The organism is Mucilaginibacter segetis, assembly GCF_016522075.1.
Taxonomy (GTDB): domain Bacteria; phylum Bacteroidota; class Bacteroidia; order Sphingobacteriales; family Sphingobacteriaceae; genus Mucilaginibacter; species Mucilaginibacter segetis.
The window spans coordinates 789,623-807,742 of sequence record NZ_JAEHFW010000003.1; the positions used below are offsets into that span (position 1 = coordinate 789,623).

Here is an 18,120-nt window from a genome sequence, read left to right on the forward strand (position 1 = left end):
TTAAAAAACTATTTCTGTACTAATGAAAAGTCTATCTGTTTTTTGGTGAGATCTACATTTTTTACACGAATGTTTACCTCATCGCCCAACTGGTATGTTTTTTTCTTTCGTTGACCGATAATCGCATAGTTTTTCTCATCTAATGTATAAAAATCGTCGCTAATATCGCGCAGGCGAATCATGCCTTCACATTTATTTTCGATAATTTCAACGTACATTCCCCATTCCGTAACTCCGGAGATTATACCGGTAAATATGTTACCAACCTGATCTTTAAGGTACTCCGCCTGTTTGTATTTGATAGACGAGCGCTCCGCATCTGCTGCTTTCTTTTCCATTTGTGAACTGTGCTTGCATAGCTCCTCATAATGGTCTCCGTTGGCGGATTTACCTCCGTTTAAGTAATGAAACAATAAACGATGCACCATTACATCCGGGTAGCGGCGGATAGGTGAGGTGAAGTGGGTATAATGATCAAAAGCCAAACCGTAGTGGCTGGTGGTTTTGGTGGTATAAATAGCCTTAGCCATAGAGCGTATAGCCAGATGCGTTAGTACATTCTGCTCTTTTTTACCTTCCACATCTTCCATCAGATAATTAAGCGATTTAGCAATCTCTTTATCAGATTTAGTGTTGATCTTATACCCGAACCTGGAGGCAAATTGCGCAAAACTTGCCAGTGCGTCTGGTTTTGGAGAATCATGTACACGATAAACAAAGGTATATTTACTTTTGCCTTTACCTAATTTGCTTACATATTCTGCAACCTTACGGTTAGCGAGCAACATAAAATCCTCTATTAATTTGTGTGCATCCTTACGCTCTTTTACATAAACGCCGATGGGTTTGCCCTTTTCATCCAGTTTAAATTTTACTTCAGTGGTTTCAAAGCTAATGGCTCCTGATTTAAACTTACGTTCGCGCAGTTTGTAGGCAAGGGCGTTTAGCTTTAAAATTTCTTCGGCATATTCACCTTTTTTAGCTTCAATTATTTCCTGTACATCCTCGTAAGCAAAGCGTCTGTCAGAGTGTATCACGGTTTTTCCGAACCACTGGTCAATAATGTTGGCGTTATCATCCATTTCAAATACCGCTGAAAAACATAGTTTATCTTCGTTTGGACGTAGAGAGCATACCCCATTTGATAATCGTTCCGGCAGCATAGGAATTACCCTGTCCACAAGGTAAACAGATGTTCCGCGCTCATAAGCTTCTTTGTCCAGTGCTGAATCGGGAATAATATAGTGTGATACGTCGGCAATGTGTACACCTATCTCGTAATTGCCGTTATCCAGCTTTTTAAAGGATATGGCATCATCAAAGTCTTTAGCGTCGAATGGGTCGATAGTAAAAGTAAGTATCTCCCTGAAATCCCTGCGTTTAGCAATCTCCCCTGCTGATATCACTTCCGGGATAGCATCGGCATCTTGTTCCACCTCAGCCGGAAATGATAACGGAAAACCGTATTCCGCCAGTATGGCGTTCATTTCGGTATCATTATCCCCCTGTGCACCTAACACATGTTTGATGCGACCTATAGGGTTTTTGGCTCCGGCGGGCCAGTCGGTAATTTCTGCAACTGCTTTTATACCGTTCTTGGCACCATTCAGGTCGGTGATGGGAATAAATATATCGTGCATCATTTTGCGGTCGTCCGGAATGAAGAATGCAAACCGTTCCGATAGCTTCACAATACCGGTAAACTCCATTTTGGCGCGTTGGAGAATTTCAATTACCTCACCCTCTTTGCGTTTACCTTTACTTTTAGCATACACATAAACTTTAACGCGGTCGCCGTTAAGGGCGTTACGTAACTTACGCGGCGCAACAAAAATGTCACTTTCAAATTCGTCATCAGTAACAATAAACGCGGAACCATCGTTGGTAAGATCCACTTTACCTTCAATAAAGGTCTTTAATTCCAATAGTTGAAACTTGCCCGGAGAGGTTTCCTTAAGTACGCCCTTAAACGTTTCTTCTTTTAAAATATCGAAAATAACGTCGCGTGCATCGGGGTCGCGTACGTTTAATTTGGCAGAAACTTGTTTGTAATTTAATGGTGTATTACCATTTTGTTCAAATATATCGAGCACCATTTGCGTAAGCACCTGGTTTATGGTGGAGCTGCTTTTGTTTTTCTTTTTAGACATATAATATAATATCCTGCTAAGATACGGAAAGTACACTTAGTGGCGAAGTGAGCTGTAAGGTGTTGCGGTTATCTGTGATTTATTTACAGATAATTTAATTTATACTAAATTGCATATAATAAATTATCTTAGATTTAATTTTAGAAAATTTAAAGATAAAACCATAATATCCCTTCAGGCCTCATGAGCGCTATTACTTTCCGTTTGCCTGTTGTTACTTTTGGAATTATTGCTCTCATGTTTTCCTGTAAGCAAAAAAGTGCTAATCCAGTTGTTGGGCAAACCGATACTGTTTATGTGCAACAATTGATAAGCAGAGGAAAGAAAATTCAGAATGCACACATAGATTCGCTGCCTGTAATAGCAAACAGTTTAATCAGGATAGGACAAACTGATTCCAATAAAACGGCTATAGTGTACGGAGAATTGTTTAACGCCCATTACCTGTGGCAATCCTCTAAGCATGAGCCGTCAATGGAGATGGCCGTGAAATGTTTGAGTGATATTAAAAGATGGAATATTAACCAGGCCTATCCCGAAATATACAGCCTGATAGCTAATCTGCATAAAGAAAACACCAATTACAAAATGGCATTTAATGCGCAGCAACAGGGATTGGATTGGGCCCGGTTAAACAAAGATACTGCCGAGATCATAAGTCTGTTAAGCCTTAGGGCTATGTTGATACATTCGCATCGCAAATTTTTTCATGATACAGTAAGCAGGGATACTTCTATAAATTTACAAATGGCCGCCCTAAATATAGCACTCTCCGGCAGCAGGTTTGAAAAAAAGCGTATCCCTTTGTATGATAATACCGGCCAGTATTATCTGGATAATCATCAGTATGATAAAGCCATTGAATACACAAATAAAGGGGTGGCTTTAGCTCAAAAATATGATCAGCAGCGCTCGCTCACTTATGGCTATTCGTGGTTGGGAATGGCGTGGTTTTACAAGGGGGAACGTGATAAAGGACTTGAGTATTTAAACAGTGCCTTGAATATTGCCAGGGGATTAAAAGAACCATACCGGGTAATGGAAATTTATGAACACTTGTACGATTGTTATTATTCTGCAGGCGACTACAAAACCGCCCTCCGCATGATACGGCGTTCTCAAAAAATGCGTGATTCCCTGCAGGTACGTGTAAATGAGGGTAAAATGAGCGAACTGCAGATAAAATATGAAACTGCTGAGAAAGATAAGGCCATTGCATTGATGGATAAGCAACAAGCCGTTAAAAACAGGCAGCTTATAGTGGTGGTGGCAGGTTGTGTTCTGTTTATTGTTTTCAGCATCATATTATTTCTGCAATACCGGATCATTCGCAACGATAACCGTTTAACGGTAATGAGCAATGCTCAAAAAGATAAGGCATTGGAGAACATCGCTTTTATACAGGCTCATGAATTGAGGAGACCGCTTGCGTCTATAATGGGCCTTATTAATGTGATAAAAGCATCTGATGACCACATTGATAAGGAATGCCTTGCTAAACTCGAAGACGCAGGTGCAGAATTGGACAATGCAATACGGTCTATTATTGTACATGTAGAGGAAGAAGCAAAGGTGAACGACACATATTAGTTTTAATACGATGATTTATTATACGCAACTTATTTTTATAAAGCCCGGTCAGGAGCAGGCGTTTCATGCGTTTGAGGACAAGGTATTGCCATTGCTGGAAAATCATAATGGGAAACTTTTATATCGTGTCAGACCTGAGAAAAGCGCTTTTATTGAATATAGTGATGATTTGCCTTACGAGATCCATTTAGTCTCATTTAAAGATAAAGCTGATTTTGAAACGTATAAAACCGATCCAAAACGATTGAGTTTTATGGAGATGAAAAATAATTCTGTAGAAAGAATAATTCTTATAGAAGGGATGAAATTATAAGGTTAACTGTAGCTTTCCTTACTGCTAAACCTTAGGTGCTAACTTACTATGGTGATACAATCATCGGTTATTAAGCTTTCGCCACGATAACGCCGTATGAGTTGGGCTGTCGCTACAACATCCTTTTGGCAATAAGTACATATACGCGCTAAACCGCCTTCCTGCCAGTAAACGTGGCCAACCTGGCTGCCATCGATATCATCTTTAGGGGTGGGGATATCAAAAATGGCTGTTAACAGGTTCAGCGAGGTGTAGTTTTTATAATCGCCGAATTTCCATAGCTCCATAGTATCCAGATGTGGAATTTCCCAGGGCTTTTTGCCTGCCATTTGCAAATGCGGCGGAAATTGCACCCCGTTTATTAACATACGTCGACATATGTACGGGAAATCAAATTCCTTGCCGTTATGTGCGCACAATATCAGCGTACCCGGCTGGCCTGAAAGCATTTTTGCAAAATCTTCGAGCAATTCTTTTTCCTCATCACCGGCGAATGATTTTATTCTTAGCCCTGTTTTTTTACCATTTAGAAATATACCTACAGATATACAAATGATCTTGCCAAACTCTGCCCAGATACCCGCACGTTCATAAAAATTTTCGGCTGTTTCCTCTTTACGCTGGTATTCTGTTTTTTTGGTCCAAAGTTCCTGTAGGTTTAATGGCAATTCCTCGTATGAACTGTATTGCGGCACTGTTTCAATATCCAACACCATCAGGTTGCTCAGGTCGTATTGTTCAAGCATCTTTTTATTCGTTTTGTAGGATACTAATTTAACCTATTTATCTTTATCAAGCACTTCAAAGTTTATTTGCAGGGTATTACCAACCGCATCAACCAAAGTAAGTGTATGTTGCCCCGGCGACGGGTTTAATGCTATCTGGTGAAACGTGCTGGTTTTGCCAACGTATTTATCATCAAGATGCCAGAATATCTTGATGCCTTGCTGACGATGCGCAGCATTAAATATTATCCGTCCGCGTTTACCGTCCGCTTCTAATGGCACATACACTTTAGCGCCATCTTTAGGATAGATCAGTTCCATAGTGTTGGCGGCATCAGCCTGTTCGCAGCCGGGTTTAAACGGAGGTAATACATGATATTCATAATTTTTTGTCTTATAGTAATACTCCATTGATGGTGGCAAAACAAACCATTCTTTATTTACCATGTTTTCCGGCGATACACAGTTACCGCTTACCTGCCATTTTTCATCGGCTGATAAATGTACCAGCCTGTGCCAGGGGCATACTGGGGCTTTTAATCCGCTCTTTGGTATCCATTCCTGGGTAATGTTCGGGCAATATTGTCCGGCTCTATAGCCGCTTTCTTTACATACCGCTATTTTCACCATTTCGCTTGTTGGCATATCGAACCAGTCACGCGATGCCGGTAATAACCGGAATATCTCGAACATTGCAGGGGCTGCGGTATTTATACCCGTTAAATTAGGTCGACCCTCACCATCTGTATTGCCCACCCAAACACCGACCACATATTTTGGGGTAATGCCGATGGCCCAGCCATCCCTGAAACCAAAACTGGTGCCTGTTTTCCAGGCTATACGTTGTGTAGAACTAAATTGCTGCCATACCATTTCTTCGCCGGGGCGCATCACTTCTTCCATCGCTTGTAAGGTGAAAAATAATGATCCGGCGTCTAATAAGCCATTTTTTTCTAATGACGGCTTTGTTTTTTCAACCTTGGTATATACCGGTGAATGATAATCATCTGTATCATATTTACCATGATATTTAGGGTAATGGTTAAGCACCCTTGCCATATCCGCATATGCTCCGCTAAGTTCCCATAAAGTATTTTCACCGCCGCCCAGTATCAACGCAAGACCGTAATGATCGGCAGGTTGGGTAAGGGTGGTAATGCCCACCTTTTTCAGCACATCGTAAAACCTTTCATATTTATATTGCTGCAGCATTTTTACCGCCGGAACGTTGAGCGAGCGTGACAAGGCATTGGAGGCGGGCACAGCACCATCATATTTCAGGTCATAATTTTCCGGATGATAACCTGCTATTTGCGTGGGTACATCCGCTATAAGGCTATTCGGTAATATCAAGCCATCATGTAGCATAGCGGCATACAGTAACGGTTTTAAAGTGCTCCCCGGACTACGTGGCGCATTTATTACGTCCACATCGCTTTCCATTTCGGGATCTTCACGGTGCCATATATTACCCTGATAGGCTAACGTTGCACCTGTTTCCACATCCAGAACAATAGCCGCTATGTTATTGATGTCATTAGCTTTTAGCACCTGGTGATGCCGTTCCAGTATATCAGCTACCTGTTGTTGCAGATTTGCCTTTATAGTGGTTCTTATTCGCGTTTGTGTTTGCAGATGATCCTGATAGTCGTTTTTAAAACGTTGTAACAGGTGGGGCGCAAGTTGGGGGAGTGGTACAGGTTTTTCGGGCACGGGTTCAAAGCGGGCCAGTGCGGCGGTAGTGCTGTCAATTATGCCTTGTTCGTACAGTTTTTGGAGTAAACTATTTCTTTTATTTAATAATATGAGCCGGTTTTTGCCGGGGTGCACTAATGACGGAGCATTAGGTAATACAGCAAGTGCAGCCATTTCGCCCCAGGATAGTTTATCAGGACTGCGGCCAAAGTACCGCCACGCAGCGGCGTCTAAACCTACTACGTTACTGCCAAAAGGAGCGTTACTGGCATACAGCGCCAGTATTTTATTTTTACTATAGCCTAACTCCAGTCTGAGCGCCATAAATATTTCGGATAGTTTATTCAGTACCGTACGACTATGGTGCGTAGCCATACGGATAACCTGCATAGTTAAGGTACTGCCGCCGCTGGTTATTTTTTTTGAAGAAATATTTTGTTTGATGGCACGGCCAAAAGCCAGCGGATCGAACCCAAAGTGGTGCTCAAAACGCTTATCTTCAAAGGTGATGATACATTGCTTAAATTTTTCGGGTACGCTATCATTGTAAGGGAAGCGCCATTGCCCGTCGGCAGCTATAGATGCGCCCAATAACTGGCCCGCTTCGTCATCAATAACAAAGGAGGTAGGGGTATTGAACAAAGGCTTAGGCAAACAAAGCGCAAACCATACAACTAATACCAGCGAAAGCCCCGTTATTATGATTATTTTTGGCCGTTTCAGGTGTTTTTTAAGCGATTGCATTAAAACCTACGTGATTTTTAATCCACCATGAAAATAGATAAATTATCGGGAACTGTGGAGTGTTTTGGCAAGGAAGAGCTACCCGATTGGTTTTTAATAAAATAGGTTAAGCGAAACTGCATCGCAAAATGGAGATATTCAAATTTAAACAATTCAGTGTTGATCAAAGCGGCTGCGCTATGAAAATTAACACCGATGGTGTGTTGTTAGGTGCTTTAGCAGAAGCTGAAAATCCGCGATCTATCCTTGATATTGGTACTGGGACAGGTGTGATCTCGCTTATGATTGCCCAACGTTTCATTAAGGCAAATATTGATGCGGTAGAGATCGATCCCGATGCAGCCGCTACCGCGAGGCTCAACTTTAGCCATTCCAATTTAAATGAGCGGTTAAATTTGTTCTCCTCCGGTTTTTATGAATATTTGGTGAATAATCCGGATAGAAAGTATGACTTGATCGTATCGAACCCGCCGTTTCATATTTACTCGCTACAGTCTGCCGGGGTAAAAAAAAACCTTGCCCGGCATGCCGATAAAGCCTTTTTTGAACAATTAATAAATAAAGCCGCCCAGCATTTAACGGATAAAGGAACTTTTTGGATGGTACTGCCTTTGCAGACCGCTGACTTAGTTAAACACTTAGCAAAGGATAATGGATTTTTTGTACAACAGATCATCCATATCAAATCTTATCCGGATTCGCCTCCTCACAGGGAAATTATAGCTTTGGGGCAGCAGTGTAATCCGATAATTCAAACTGATCTTATAATTTACGATGAACCAAAAGTATATTCGGAGGATTATCGTTATGCTTTAAAAGAATTTTTGACCATTTTTTAATATTGAACCAATAATGATCCGCATAGGCCTGATATCCGACACACATAGTTATTTAGATGATGCTGTTTTTAAGCATTTTGATAAATGCGATGAAATATGGCACGCAGGAGATTTCGGGAATATTGAATTGGCCGATAAGCTGGCAGCCTTTAAACCGCTTAAAGGTGTTTACGGGAATATAGACGGTAAAGACATCAGACAGGTTTACCCCGAAAACTTACGGTTTAACTGCGAGGAAATGGATATTTGGATGACGCACATTGGCGGTTATCCCGATAAATATAGCCCGGCGGTAAAAAAGGATATTTATTTAAACCCGCCCCAATTATTTATCAGCGGACATTCGCACATCTTAAAGGTGATCTTCGATAAAAAAATAAAGTGTTTGCATTTAAATCCCGGCGCGGCAGGTAAACAAGGCTGGCAAAAAGTGCGTACACTGATGCGCTTTGCAATAAATGGTGATAAGATACAAGATTTAGAAGTGATCGAGTTAGGAGGGAAGTAACCCCAATCAAAGTAAATTTACTTTACCTGATTCCATTTCAAACACCGAATCTATCAGCAGGTCTTTTTGCTTTGCGGCGGCTACGGCAAGTTCATCACACCGTTCATTTTCCGGGTGACCGGCATGCCCACGAACCCAAACAAATTTGATATGATGTATTTTGCTGATGGCTAAGTACCGCAACCAAAGGTCTTTATTTTTTTTATCCTTAAAGCCTTTGGCCATCCAGCCGTGAACCCATCTTTTTTCAATGGCATCAATAACATATTTGGAGTCGGAATAAATGGTTACTTGTTGATCGGGGTTTTTAAGCGCTTCTAAAGCAGTAATAACAGCCAGTAACTCCATACGGTTGTTAGTGGTTTTACGGTAACCTGCAGAAAGCTCCTTATAGTGTTTGCCCGACCGTAATATTACGCCATAACCACCCGGACCCGGGTTACCACTTGATGCCCCATCTGTAAATATTTCTACCATAAACACTGCAAGTATAGTAAATTCCGTACACAGCAATGTTAGGTACATGCTGAATAAATAAGTACAAAAACCTTAGTTTATCTTTTTTATCTTCAACCTCAGGCTGTTGCCAATAACTACTACATCAGAAAAAGCCATAGTTAAAGCACCTACCATCGGGTTCAAAAAGCCGAATGCAGCAACAGGTATGGCCACTATATTATAAGCAAATGCCCAAAAAAGGTTTTGTTTTATAGTGAGTAGTGTATGTTTGCTAATTTGAAGGAATTTAACAACGGATTGCAGGTCAGTATTCAGCAACACCACTTTTGCAGACTGAATGGCTATGTGGCTGGCATCATTCATAGATACGCCTACGTCAGCCTGGGTTAGGGCAGGGGAATCATTTATACCGTCGCCTATCATAATGGTTTTACCCTTTTTGCGGTAAACATCCACAACAGAAAGCTTATCTTCAGGTAGTTTCTCCGCATGTACTTCCTTTATGCCAATGCTTTTAGCCACCGCTTCGCATCTTGACGCTTTATCACCGCTTAACAACACAGGTGTAACCCCCGCTTTTTTCAATTGCGCTATCAATCCTGCGGCTTCAGATTTTATGGTGTCTTCAATAGCTATTTGTGCCATCAAAGATTGATTTTTGTATAACGACAGGTTAAAATTATCGTTGTTGCTAAGTTTGGCGGTGCCTAAGAAATAATTATTGCCATCAATATCAATGGCCCGCATACCCAGGCCTTTTTCTTCCACTGCAGATCGCAAAATAACTTTTTTTTGCGGAGCGCTGCTCAATTCCTTTACTAAGGATCGCGCAATAGGGTGGTTTGATCGTTCTTCAATGGCCACTATTACACCTCTTATCCACTCTAACTCAAATCCGGGTTCAACCTTAATATCTTTAACACCGAATTTTCCGGTTGTTAAGGTACCTGTTTTATCAAATAGTACATATTTGGCATTAGCTACGGCTTCAATAGTGTCCCCGCCCTTTATCAGGATGCCGTTTTTAGCTGCACGACCCAAACCTACCATTACGGCGGTTGGTGTCGCTAATCCCATAGCGCAGGGGCACGAGATCACCAATACAGCGATAGCGTTCATCAGCGATTGCTGTAAGCCCGCCCCGCCAGCAAAATAAGTTAATACAAAAGTAAGTATGGCTATGCCAATAACTACCGGAACAAATATAGCCGCTACCTTATCGCCCAGTTTTTGTACAGGCGGCTTGGCTGCCTGTGCCTTTTTCATCAGGCTGATGATCTGCGACAATACACTGTTCGATCCTACTTTGGTGGCCATCATTCGCAGGTTACCTCCCTGTATAATGGTGCCACCTATAATTTTATCGTATTTGGTTTTAGTAACGGGGATGCTTTCCCCGGTTATCATGGACTCATTAACGGATGCATCACCCGATAATACTTCCCCGTCAACAGGGATCTGGTCGCCCTCGTTAACCAGCAGGATATCCCCGGTTTGTACATCTTTAGCGCTTATTATTTCGGTACCATTCTTTATAACCCTTGTGGCATTTACCTGTTGGAACTTCATCAGATCCTTAACCGCAGAGGTGGTTTGATTTACCGAACGCTTTTCGAGCACGTTGCCCAGTAATACCAGCGTAATAATGGTAGCACAGGTTTCGTAAAAAAGGTAATGTTCGCCCAAATTTTGAACGGTACCTACCAGGCTGTATATAAAGGCTGAGGAAGAACCGATAAATATGAGCACATCCATATTAGGTACGCCGCCTTTAACTGAACTGTAAGCACTTTTACCAAAATGCAGACAGCCTACCATAAACACAGGCAGGCATAATAGCAGCTGCACTATGGGGTTATGCAGAAATGACCAGGGTAAAAACATATGCAACAGGAGCGGGGCAGTAAATATGGCGCAGAAGATGAATTTATTCTCTACCTTTTCATAAAACTTAGTTTGATGCGTCGCGGCGTCATCCACTACCTTGAAGCCCAGGCTCTCAATCCCTTTTATAACTTCGGGTAATACCTGCTGGTCATCCGTTGAGAATTTTACTTCTTCGGACGCGAAGCTCACCAATATATCGTGCAAGCCTTTTTTCTCCAACAGCTTATGGATGCTCATTGCGCAGTTATTGCAATGCATTCCGGTAACGTTCAACTCCACTAATTGCTCTGCCATGTTACAAATTTACCTATTAATTATACTGATTCTAAATAGATTAGGTAAGCAGATTGTAATATTAAAAAAACCTTTGCAAATAGGCCGGAGATTTCTATTTTTGCAAACCCCAATACGGTAGATGTAGCTCAGTTGGTTAGAGCATCGGTTTGTGGTACCGAGGGTCGTGGGTTCGAGCCCCATCATTTACCCGTAACGCCTCTCATGAAAATGAGGGGCGTTTTTTTGTTGCTTGATTTTGATTCAATTTTTCCTCCTGAGATGTACTTTAATACTATTACTGATTTTTACAGTGAATTGCTGTCGTATATTATTGTGTGTTCATGATCAGCTTATGCTTTTACAACCAAGCAACGGTTTAAACTGATTTGGCACAGGCAAGCTGAGAAAACATGTTGCTTTGAGCTATATTTAAAATATCGTAGATTTCATGCAAAATTACACTTGTTTTTAAAACTTGTGATTGCTTATAGAATGAAAAACTGTTTTGCTTAGAGAGACGTAATGAGTAAAAAAATCTTTAAGATTTATTCCGAAAATTTTCTGTCGACGCTAAAAAAATATGGATTAAAATTAAGTATTGATGGCCGCGAAACAATCAGTCCGCTTTATGTTTGCCCACTATCGTTAAGATGTTATGAGCAAGATGCCCTGATAAGTGGTGAACTTACACAAGAGCATGTGCCACCAAAAAGCTTAGGTGGAAAGGTTATCTTATTAACCGATCGAGAAATTAATAACAAGGATGGCCACACATCTGATAAGAAATTACTTCAATTTTTTGAGGGGCAGAATTTCACGGCCAATAGAGGAGAAATTTCTGCATTAATCACCGTTGGAGAAGATATGAGCGGTCGCGTTAGCGCAAAAATGTCATTTGATATTTCATCAAGTAAACCGCGAGTGGAGTTTGCTACCACCAAGGCCAATATTAACGCATTAGACTATAAAGGTCTATTTAAAAATTGGGATGGAGGCCAATTTCATGTTAGTTTGACTTTGCATCAAGATATCGATAAGAGGGCACTTCTGAAAATTGCTTATCTAACTGTGTTTTCTAAAATAGGGTATGAATTGATCTTTGGAAAAAATGGTTTAAGAACTAAAACGTATGGTCAACTAATTAATTATTTGAACGGAAATGTTGCCTCAGAAAATTTCCCGTTCGTTTATATCAATGGTCACGCTCCAATTGGCGACTGGAGCGTTGGTGTAATCACTATGCCACAAGACTTAGGGTGTTTTGTAGTCAACTTGACCTTCCAGTTAAAGGAAAGTACTTTTAAATATGCCGTTTTTCTCCCCAATCCCGACGATGAGGGATTAGATAATCTAATACGTTTAAGTGAGCGAATGCCACTCAATGAAAGTGAGCTAAATTTTCAAGTTGGCTACTTACCTTTTGATATTAGTCAAATATCTGAAAAATGAACTTTCCGGATAATCGTTTTATTCTTTAAATTTTTGAAAAACCGCATATTTCAATCAATTCACAAATAAAAATGGTTCAGATTTGAACCATTGTTGATTCGATAGCCTCGCATGAAATGGTAGGCTTCTTTGTTTGTTAGTAAAAAACGGATCTTGGTGAATTTGGTTTGATTACGACCAAATCTCATTTGCAGCCGTAAGAATTACGGGCATGCCACCCGTGATCATAATGGTATGTTCGTGCTGGGCTACATAGCCGCCACGGTTTCCTACCAACGTCCAGCCATCTGCCTGTTGATCTGCATAGGTAGAGTGCGTAGCAATAAAGGTCTCAATAGCTACGATAGAATTTTTTTTGAAACGCTGGTGGTTGTACCGGTCATAACAGTTTAATATATCATGAGGTTCTTCATGCAAACTTCTTCCCACACCGTGCCCTGCAAGGTTCTTGATCACCTTATAGCCGGCGTGCCTGGCTTGGGTTTCGATCAATTTGCCAATTTCCGCAATTTTTACACCGCCCTTAATCTCACTGATTGCCTTTTTCAAAATTTGTTTAGAAACATCAACCAATGGTTGTAGCTGATTAAAATCTCTGCCAAGAATAAATGAACCGCCATTATCAGCCCAAAAGCCGTTTAGTTCGGCAGAAACATCAATATTGATCAGATCTCCTTCCTTTAAAATCTTATGCTCGGTTGGGATACCATGTGCCACTTCATTATTCACACTAATACACGTCCAACCCGGAAAACCGTAAGTAAGTTTTGGTGCAGATCTGGCTCCCATTTTAGTCAGAATATGGCCACCAAAATCGTCTAATTCACGGGTCGACATACCCGGTACAGCATGTTCACGCATTTGCTTTAATGTTTCTGCAACAGCATTGCTTATCTGTTGCATCCCAAATAGTTCATCCTGCGATGTAATTGACATGTTGTACTTTTTGGCCAAATATAAAATCTTTTGAAAGATTATCATATTAAGCGGGGAAGTGATAACTATAAGAAGTGATAACTATAATTTATAGATTTCTGTATCTTCGGATTTAACCTAATTCTACATGAAAGAATTAACATCACAACAGCAGGAGGAACTCTTCAACTTATTAAAATTACGTTTTGATAAACATACCAGCCGCCACCAGGGCATAAGGTGGGCTGATGTTGAAACAAAGCTGGAAGTAGAGTCCGCAAAGGTATGGTCGCTTCACCAGATGGAGACCACAGGAGGCGAACCCGACGTGGTGGGGTTTGATGAAAATACCGGAGAGTACCTGTTTTATGATTGCTCGCCGGAGAGCCCTAAAGGTCGCCGAAGCGTATGTTACGACAGGGATGCGCTGGAATCAAGAAAGGAATACAAACCCGCGAACAGTGCTATGGATATGGCAGCCGAAATGGGTATTGATATTTTAACGGAGATGCAATACCGGGAACTGCAGCAGTTGGGGAGCTTCGATCTGAAAACATCAAGCTGGATAAAAACTCCCACTGCTATCCGTAAACTTGGAGGTGCCATATTTTGCGATCGCCGTTACGATACGGTGTTTGTTTACCATAACGGTGCGGAATCTTATTATGCCGCAAGGGGTTTCCGCGGCGCATTAAAAGTTTAATTATATAATGAATCCGAAAGTCGATTTTTATTTTAATAAGGAACAAAAATGGCAGCAAGAGATTAATAAATTAAGAATGATCGTGCTTGATTGCGGACTGAATGAAGAATTGAAATGGGGCTGCCCTTGCTATACTCTGCAAAAAAGTAATATTGTATTGATACACGTTTTCAAAGAATATTGCGCATTGCTGTTTTTTAAAGGAGCCTTGTTGAATGATGTTAATAACCTGCTCATACAACAAACGGAAAATGTTCAGGCCGCACGCCAGTTAAGATTCACCAGCCTTAACGAGATAGCGAAGCAGGAAGCCGCCATTAAAGTCTATATTTTTGAGTCTATAGAAGTAGAAAAAGCCGGGTTAAAAGTAGAGTTAAAAAAGACGGCTGATTATTCCGTTCCAGAAGAATTTCAAACTAAGCTTGACGAAATGCCTGCCCTGAAAACAGCGTTCGAGGCGTTAACTCCCGGCAGACAAAGAGGGTATCTGTTTCATTTTTCTCAACCTAAACAGGCTAAAACCAGAGAGTCGCGTGTTGAGAAGTGCATACCGCAAATTCTTAACGGAAAAGGATGGAATGAATAAGCTAATATTGGTGTAATTTCGATACCAACATAAAATAATACCATGACGGTTACCAACGGTATTTTCCTGATCGTGTTAATTATGGCCGTTTGGGGTAGTTATAAAACAGGTAAGCTCACCCTTGCCGGTAGTTTATGCGGCGCACTTATAGCGCTCAGTATTTATGCAGGAGCAGGTTTTACAGGGATAACGATGCTGGCCGCGTTCTTCATCATGGCAACCTTCGCTACTTCATGGAAAAAGCAACAAAAGAATAATATCTATCATCCTCAAAAACGCAATGCAGCTCAAGTGCTGGCTAATGGCTCGGTAGCTGCATTTTGCGGTATAATGATGATCTTATTGCCCGGCAATGCTGCCTTATTTGCTATTTTAATGGCTTCAACGCTGGCATCGGCAACGTCAGATACCTTATCATCCGAATTAGGGATAGTGTACGGTGTTCGTTTTTATAATATCATCACCCTCAAAAAAGATGAAAGAGGCAGGGACGGAGTGATAAGTATGGAAGGCATGCTGATAGGTATAGGTAGTGCAATCATCATCGCGCTGATCTATGGAGCAGGTTTTGGGTTTAACAGCGATATCTTCATTATCGTAATAGCAGGTACGGCAGGCAATATAGCCGACTCGGTTTTAGGGGCCACACTGGAGCGCGGCGGATACCTGCAAAACAACATGGTCAACTTTTTAAATACCGCCATAGCGGCCCTCATTGGCTGGCTGTTAATAATTATTTAAAAACCCTATGCACTGTATTGCGGTTAGTTTGCTGCAATAAAATGGTTTTCCCTTTAGTGAGTTCCGCTAAAGCAGGGTCGGTATAATGCCTTATAGTCATTAATGTCAGATCATTGTTATAACGTACTTTAAACGACTCTTTTAGTATTAGTATCACTTTTTCAAAGCGCTCTGTATAAAAGTCAACACAGGCGGTAAAACTTAAGGCAGATATTTCCATCACATTTACCTTAATATTAGTTGCAGCGAATATGCCGAATATTTCGCTAAGGTGGGTTTCCGAGATAAAGGAATAATCGGTAGTGGAGATGGATAGTAAAGCCTGATCGTGTTTTACAATAATTACGGGTTTAACAAAATTGTTTACTGCATTTTGTTTAATCACCGTACCGGCAGCATCCGGTTCAAAAAAGGGCTTTACCATTAACGGAATACCCGCGTTTTGTAGCGGTTTAATGGTTTTAGGGTGGATAACACTTGCCCCGTAATAGGTCATTTCTATAGCTTCCTGATACGACAGTTCATCAAACTTTACGGTATCATTAAAGTACTTGGGGTCGGCATTCAATATACCGGGGACATCCTTCCACGTAGTTACTGATTCAGCGCCCAGGCAAGCCGCGAAAATTGATGCTGTATAGTCTGATCCCTCCCGACCTAAAGTGGTAGTAAAGTTCTCCGATGTTCCGCCTAAAAAGCCCTGTGTAACTACTATATTTTTGCTCAACAGGTATGGAATGTCTTTCTGGATACTCTCCCGTGTTTTATCCCAGTCAACCAGTCCTTCGCGGTAGGTGTTGTCGGTATGTATATAACCGCGCACATCCAGCCATTTGCTAACCATACCCTGCTGATTAAGCCAGGCATTTACTATACGGGTAGATACCAGTTCACCAACGGAGACTAACTGATCGTATATGAAGTCGTAATCGTCGTGCGGTTCATCCTCTATCATCCAGTCTATCTCCACAAAGGTGTTGGCTACCTCATCAAATACTGAATGTCCGGCTTCAAAAAGCTCTTCCAATAAGTGATAGTGATAGTTTTTTATCTCCTCGAAAATAGGATGTAGCTCATCAGAACCATTTACGTATGCATCGGTTAGTTTCTCAAGCGCGTTGGTGGTTTTACCCATAGCCGATACCACTATGAGCAGGGGAGTGCCGGAATATTTATTTACTATTTTACCCAGATTAATTATACCTGCTGCATCTTTTACTGATGCGCCTCCGAATTTAAATACCAGCATCCTTTGTTAAATATTGTTGAATTACGGCATCGGGCCGTATTAATGATCTTATTTTATTGTAAGGTATTAACAATTCCGTTTGTCCGGCAGCGTAAGGTTTAATTTCGTATTGATTGTATACAAATTTGATCCCGGTAGGAACAATAGAATAATTCTTGTTAAGCGCGAATTTATCATCCTTGAAAAAGTAATCCCGCTCATAGCCTCTTCCATCGGGTAGTTTTTCATCTTTACGGAAGATCTCTTCGGCAACCTTTGTGAGTGAGTCGCGGTAACCGCTCACCAAAATATCATCCAGCGTTATAGGCTTATGGGCTACGGGATTCCAGTTAATATAACCGGTAAACGTAGCACCGTGTGCTCCGCCCTGAAAGGTGTAGCCGCCATATTCCAAAGCTACAATTCCCGAATCCTGTTTAATTATATTGACGTAATCATCTAACGTATAATACATGTTTAGTTCCGGATGCTGATTTTTGAAATCGTTATAAGTTTTTAAAAACTTTGCCGACATTTCTTTAAGGCTGCTATCCGGCTGTTTTTCATAAAACGAGAACATGTTCAGTAATTTATTTTTAACTGTATCGTTCAAAACAGCATCATTGGCAAACAAAGGGTATTTAATGCTGGCCACAGTACAGGTGCTATCGGGTTTGTTACCGCAGTCGGCAGCCCGTTCATGTATAGTTTGATACTGGTAAATCAAGGTGTCGGTAAATATAGCATCGGTTTTTTTATCGGGTTTGCCCCATGTACAAGCGCTCATGCTTATTATTATCGAACCTAAAACAAAATAGCGTGCTTTCATAACTGCAGTTGTTTTATTTGTTCTTTTGATAGCGAAGCATTAAGCCAGCCGGCCTCGATATTAGCTTCATATTTTCGGTAAAAATTAATAGCGGGTTCATTCCAGTCAAGCACCTGCCAAACCATTCCGCTGAAACCGAGTTCTTCGGCCTCGGTAATTAGCCTGTCGAATAAAAGTTTGCCTATGCCTTTGCCACGAAGTGATTCTGTTACTACCAGATCCTCCAGGTACAATCTGCATCCCTTCCAGGTAGAATATCGCACATAATATAACGCAAAGCCTACTATTAAGCCTTCAACCTCTGCAACAAATGCTTTCCAAACAGGTTTATTCCCAAAACCGGCCTCTTCAAATTCCTGCAGAGTAACGGTTACTTCTTCAGGTGCTCTTTCGTAAAGCGCTAATTCATTAACCAATTCCAGTAATCGTAAACAATCGTCTTTAACAGCTATTCGTAAGTTTATATTCATCAGATCCTGTATA

Annotated in this window: 17 protein-coding genes and 1 tRNA gene; 9 read left to right on the top strand and 9 right to left on the bottom strand. The window is 41.1% G+C overall.

Translation table 11 applies throughout. The features are described from left to right. Nucleotides 1-8: 8 nt before the first annotated feature. Entirely contained in the window at nucleotides 9-2,150 is a 2,142-nt protein-coding gene (rnr, locus tag I5M19_RS17230; protein ID WP_200067596.1) for a ribonuclease R, read from the bottom strand. A 183-nt stretch (nucleotides 2,151-2,333) separates the two neighbouring features. Here rnr and I5M19_RS17235 point away from each other — a divergent pair, with 183 nt between their 5' ends. Next, nucleotides 2,334-3,740 carry a hypothetical protein gene (locus I5M19_RS17235; RefSeq protein WP_200067597.1) on the top strand — a complete coding sequence of 469 codons (1,407 nt, stop codon included), beginning with the start codon at nucleotides 2,334-2,336 and terminating at the stop codon, nucleotides 3,738-3,740. A gap of 10 nt (nucleotides 3,741-3,750) precedes the next feature. Continuing rightward, nucleotides 3,751-4,053 carry a hypothetical protein gene (locus I5M19_RS17240; protein WP_200067598.1) on the top strand — a complete coding sequence of 101 codons (303 nt, stop codon included), beginning with the start codon at nucleotides 3,751-3,753 and terminating at the stop codon, nucleotides 4,051-4,053. A 38-nt stretch (nucleotides 4,054-4,091) separates the two neighbouring features. Here the strand turns inward: I5M19_RS17240 and I5M19_RS17245 are convergent, their stop codons facing one another. Further along, nucleotides 4,092-4,799: a 3'-5' exonuclease gene (locus I5M19_RS17245; RefSeq protein WP_200067599.1), complete on the bottom strand. Its 708-nt coding sequence runs from the start codon at nucleotides 4,797-4,799 to the stop codon at nucleotides 4,092-4,094. Nucleotides 4,800-4,832: 33 nt separating this feature from the next. Then, entirely contained in the window at nucleotides 4,833-7,217 is a 2,385-nt protein-coding gene (gene pbpC / locus I5M19_RS17250) for a penicillin-binding protein 1C (protein WP_200067600.1), read from the bottom strand. A 128-nt stretch (nucleotides 7,218-7,345) separates the two neighbouring features. Here pbpC and I5M19_RS17255 point away from each other — a divergent pair, with 128 nt between their 5' ends. Then, nucleotides 7,346-8,056: a tRNA1(Val) (adenine(37)-N6)-methyltransferase gene (locus tag I5M19_RS17255; protein WP_200067601.1), complete on the top strand. Its 711-nt coding sequence runs from the start codon at nucleotides 7,346-7,348 to the stop codon at nucleotides 8,054-8,056. A gap of 13 nt (nucleotides 8,057-8,069) precedes the next feature. After that, complete coding sequence (locus I5M19_RS17260) at nucleotides 8,070-8,564, top strand: metallophosphoesterase family protein (protein WP_200067602.1); 495 nt, start codon at nucleotides 8,070-8,072, stop codon at nucleotides 8,562-8,564. A 6-nt stretch (nucleotides 8,565-8,570) separates the two neighbouring features. Here I5M19_RS17260 and rnhA read toward each other — a convergent pair whose 3' ends face one another. Continuing rightward, nucleotides 8,571-9,041 carry a ribonuclease HI gene (rnhA, locus tag I5M19_RS17265; protein WP_200067707.1) on the bottom strand — a complete coding sequence of 157 codons (471 nt, stop codon included), beginning with the start codon at nucleotides 9,039-9,041 and terminating at the stop codon, nucleotides 8,571-8,573. Between the two features lie 72 nt (nucleotides 9,042-9,113). After that, nucleotides 9,114-11,204 (bottom strand): heavy metal translocating P-type ATPase, encoded by a 2,091-nt coding sequence (locus I5M19_RS17270; protein ID WP_200067603.1) that lies wholly within the window; start codon nucleotides 11,202-11,204, stop codon nucleotides 9,114-9,116. A 117-nt stretch (nucleotides 11,205-11,321) separates the two neighbouring features. Here I5M19_RS17270 and I5M19_RS17275 point away from each other — a divergent pair. Both I5M19_RS17275 and I5M19_RS17280 read left to right on the top strand, forming a co-directional pair. Next, nucleotides 11,322-11,395 (top strand) — tRNA-His (locus tag I5M19_RS17275). Between the two features lie 313 nt (nucleotides 11,396-11,708). Beyond that, nucleotides 11,709-12,635 carry a hypothetical protein gene (locus I5M19_RS17280; protein WP_200067604.1) on the top strand — a complete coding sequence of 309 codons (927 nt, stop codon included), beginning with the start codon at nucleotides 11,709-11,711 and terminating at the stop codon, nucleotides 12,633-12,635. 171 nt (nucleotides 12,636-12,806) lie between these two features. Here the strand turns inward: I5M19_RS17280 and map are convergent, their stop codons facing one another. Beyond that, the gene (gene map, locus I5M19_RS17285; RefSeq protein ID WP_200067605.1) at nucleotides 12,807-13,571 is read right to left on the bottom strand and encodes a type I methionyl aminopeptidase; all 765 of its coding nucleotides are present in this window, start codon (nucleotides 13,569-13,571) and stop codon (nucleotides 12,807-12,809) included. A 127-nt stretch (nucleotides 13,572-13,698) separates the two neighbouring features. Between map and I5M19_RS17290 the strand changes: the two genes are divergently transcribed. From I5M19_RS17290 to I5M19_RS17300, 3 genes are read left to right on the top strand one after another with little or no spacing between them, the layout of a single operon-like run. Next, nucleotides 13,699-14,253 carry a DUF4256 domain-containing protein gene (locus I5M19_RS17290; RefSeq protein ID WP_200067606.1) on the top strand — a complete coding sequence of 185 codons (555 nt, stop codon included), beginning with the start codon at nucleotides 13,699-13,701 and terminating at the stop codon, nucleotides 14,251-14,253. Between the two features lie 7 nt (nucleotides 14,254-14,260). After that, nucleotides 14,261-14,839: a YdeI/OmpD-associated family protein gene (locus tag I5M19_RS17295; RefSeq protein WP_200067607.1), complete on the top strand. Its 579-nt coding sequence runs from the start codon at nucleotides 14,261-14,263 to the stop codon at nucleotides 14,837-14,839. A 42-nt stretch (nucleotides 14,840-14,881) separates the two neighbouring features. Beyond that, nucleotides 14,882-15,580, top strand: a complete 699-nt coding sequence (locus I5M19_RS17300; RefSeq protein WP_214653077.1) for a DUF92 domain-containing protein — start codon at nucleotides 14,882-14,884, stop codon at nucleotides 15,578-15,580. Here the strand turns inward: I5M19_RS17300 and I5M19_RS17305 are convergent. From I5M19_RS17305 to I5M19_RS17315, 3 genes are read right to left on the bottom strand one after another with little or no spacing between them, the layout of a single operon-like run. Next, the gene (locus I5M19_RS17305; protein ID WP_200067608.1) at nucleotides 15,573-16,829 is read right to left on the bottom strand and encodes an aspartate kinase; all 1,257 of its coding nucleotides are present in this window, start codon (nucleotides 16,827-16,829) and stop codon (nucleotides 15,573-15,575) included. The two genes, I5M19_RS17300 and I5M19_RS17305, sit on opposite strands and share 8 nt — an antisense overlap. Then, nucleotides 16,816-17,637 (bottom strand): DUF3298 and DUF4163 domain-containing protein, encoded by an 822-nt coding sequence (locus tag I5M19_RS17310; RefSeq protein WP_200067609.1) that lies wholly within the window; start codon nucleotides 17,635-17,637, stop codon nucleotides 16,816-16,818. Before I5M19_RS17310 ends, I5M19_RS17305 begins: the two co-directional genes overlap by 14 nt. Continuing rightward, on the bottom strand, nucleotides 17,634-18,107 hold the full coding sequence (locus I5M19_RS17315; protein ID WP_200067610.1) for a GNAT family N-acetyltransferase: 474 nt from the start codon (nucleotides 18,105-18,107) through the stop codon (nucleotides 17,634-17,636). The genes I5M19_RS17310 and I5M19_RS17315 overlap by 4 nt, the downstream gene beginning before the upstream one ends. Nucleotides 18,108-18,120 lie beyond the last annotated feature (13 nt).

What these genes read in the sequence shown, in the direction of transcription:
- I5M19_RS17235 (WP_200067597.1), top strand. Translation starts at nt 2,334, where the DNA reads ATGAGCGCTATTACTTTCCGTTTGCCTGTTGTTACTTTTGGAATTATT.
- rnr (WP_200067596.1), bottom strand. Translation starts at nt 2,150, where the DNA reads ATGTCTAAAAAGAAAAACAAAAGCAGCTCCACCATAAACCAGGTGCTT.
- I5M19_RS17270 (WP_200067603.1), bottom strand. Translation starts at nt 11,204, where the DNA reads ATGGCAGAGCAATTAGTGGAGTTGAACGTTACCGGAATGCATTGCAAT.
- I5M19_RS17255 (WP_200067601.1), top strand. Translation starts at nt 7,346, where the DNA reads ATGGAGATATTCAAATTTAAACAATTCAGTGTTGATCAAAGCGGCTGC.
- I5M19_RS17280 (WP_200067604.1), top strand. Translation starts at nt 11,709, where the DNA reads ATGAGTAAAAAAATCTTTAAGATTTATTCCGAAAATTTTCTGTCGACG.
- I5M19_RS17305 (WP_200067608.1), bottom strand. Translation starts at nt 16,829, where the DNA reads ATGCTGGTATTTAAATTCGGAGGCGCATCAGTAAAAGATGCAGCAGGT.
- I5M19_RS17300 (WP_214653077.1), top strand. Translation starts at nt 14,882, where the DNA reads ATGACGGTTACCAACGGTATTTTCCTGATCGTGTTAATTATGGCCGTT.
- I5M19_RS17315 (WP_200067610.1), bottom strand. Translation starts at nt 18,107, where the DNA reads ATGAATATAAACTTACGAATAGCTGTTAAAGACGATTGTTTACGATTA.
- I5M19_RS17240 (WP_200067598.1), top strand. Translation starts at nt 3,751, where the DNA reads ATGATTTATTATACGCAACTTATTTTTATAAAGCCCGGTCAGGAGCAG.
- I5M19_RS17245 (WP_200067599.1), bottom strand. Translation starts at nt 4,799, where the DNA reads ATGCTTGAACAATACGACCTGAGCAACCTGATGGTGTTGGATATTGAA.
- rnhA (WP_200067707.1), bottom strand. Translation starts at nt 9,041, where the DNA reads ATGGTAGAAATATTTACAGATGGGGCATCAAGTGGTAACCCGGGTCCG.
- pbpC (WP_200067600.1), bottom strand. Translation starts at nt 7,217, where the DNA reads ATGCAATCGCTTAAAAAACACCTGAAACGGCCAAAAATAATCATAATA.
- I5M19_RS17290 (WP_200067606.1), top strand. Translation starts at nt 13,699, where the DNA reads ATGAAAGAATTAACATCACAACAGCAGGAGGAACTCTTCAACTTATTA.
- I5M19_RS17260 (WP_200067602.1), top strand. Translation starts at nt 8,070, where the DNA reads ATGATCCGCATAGGCCTGATATCCGACACACATAGTTATTTAGATGAT.
- I5M19_RS17295 (WP_200067607.1), top strand. Translation starts at nt 14,261, where the DNA reads ATGAATCCGAAAGTCGATTTTTATTTTAATAAGGAACAAAAATGGCAG.
- map (WP_200067605.1), bottom strand. Translation starts at nt 13,571, where the DNA reads ATGTCAATTACATCGCAGGATGAACTATTTGGGATGCAACAGATAAGC.
- I5M19_RS17310 (WP_200067609.1), bottom strand. Translation starts at nt 17,637, where the DNA reads ATGAAAGCACGCTATTTTGTTTTAGGTTCGATAATAATAAGCATGAGC.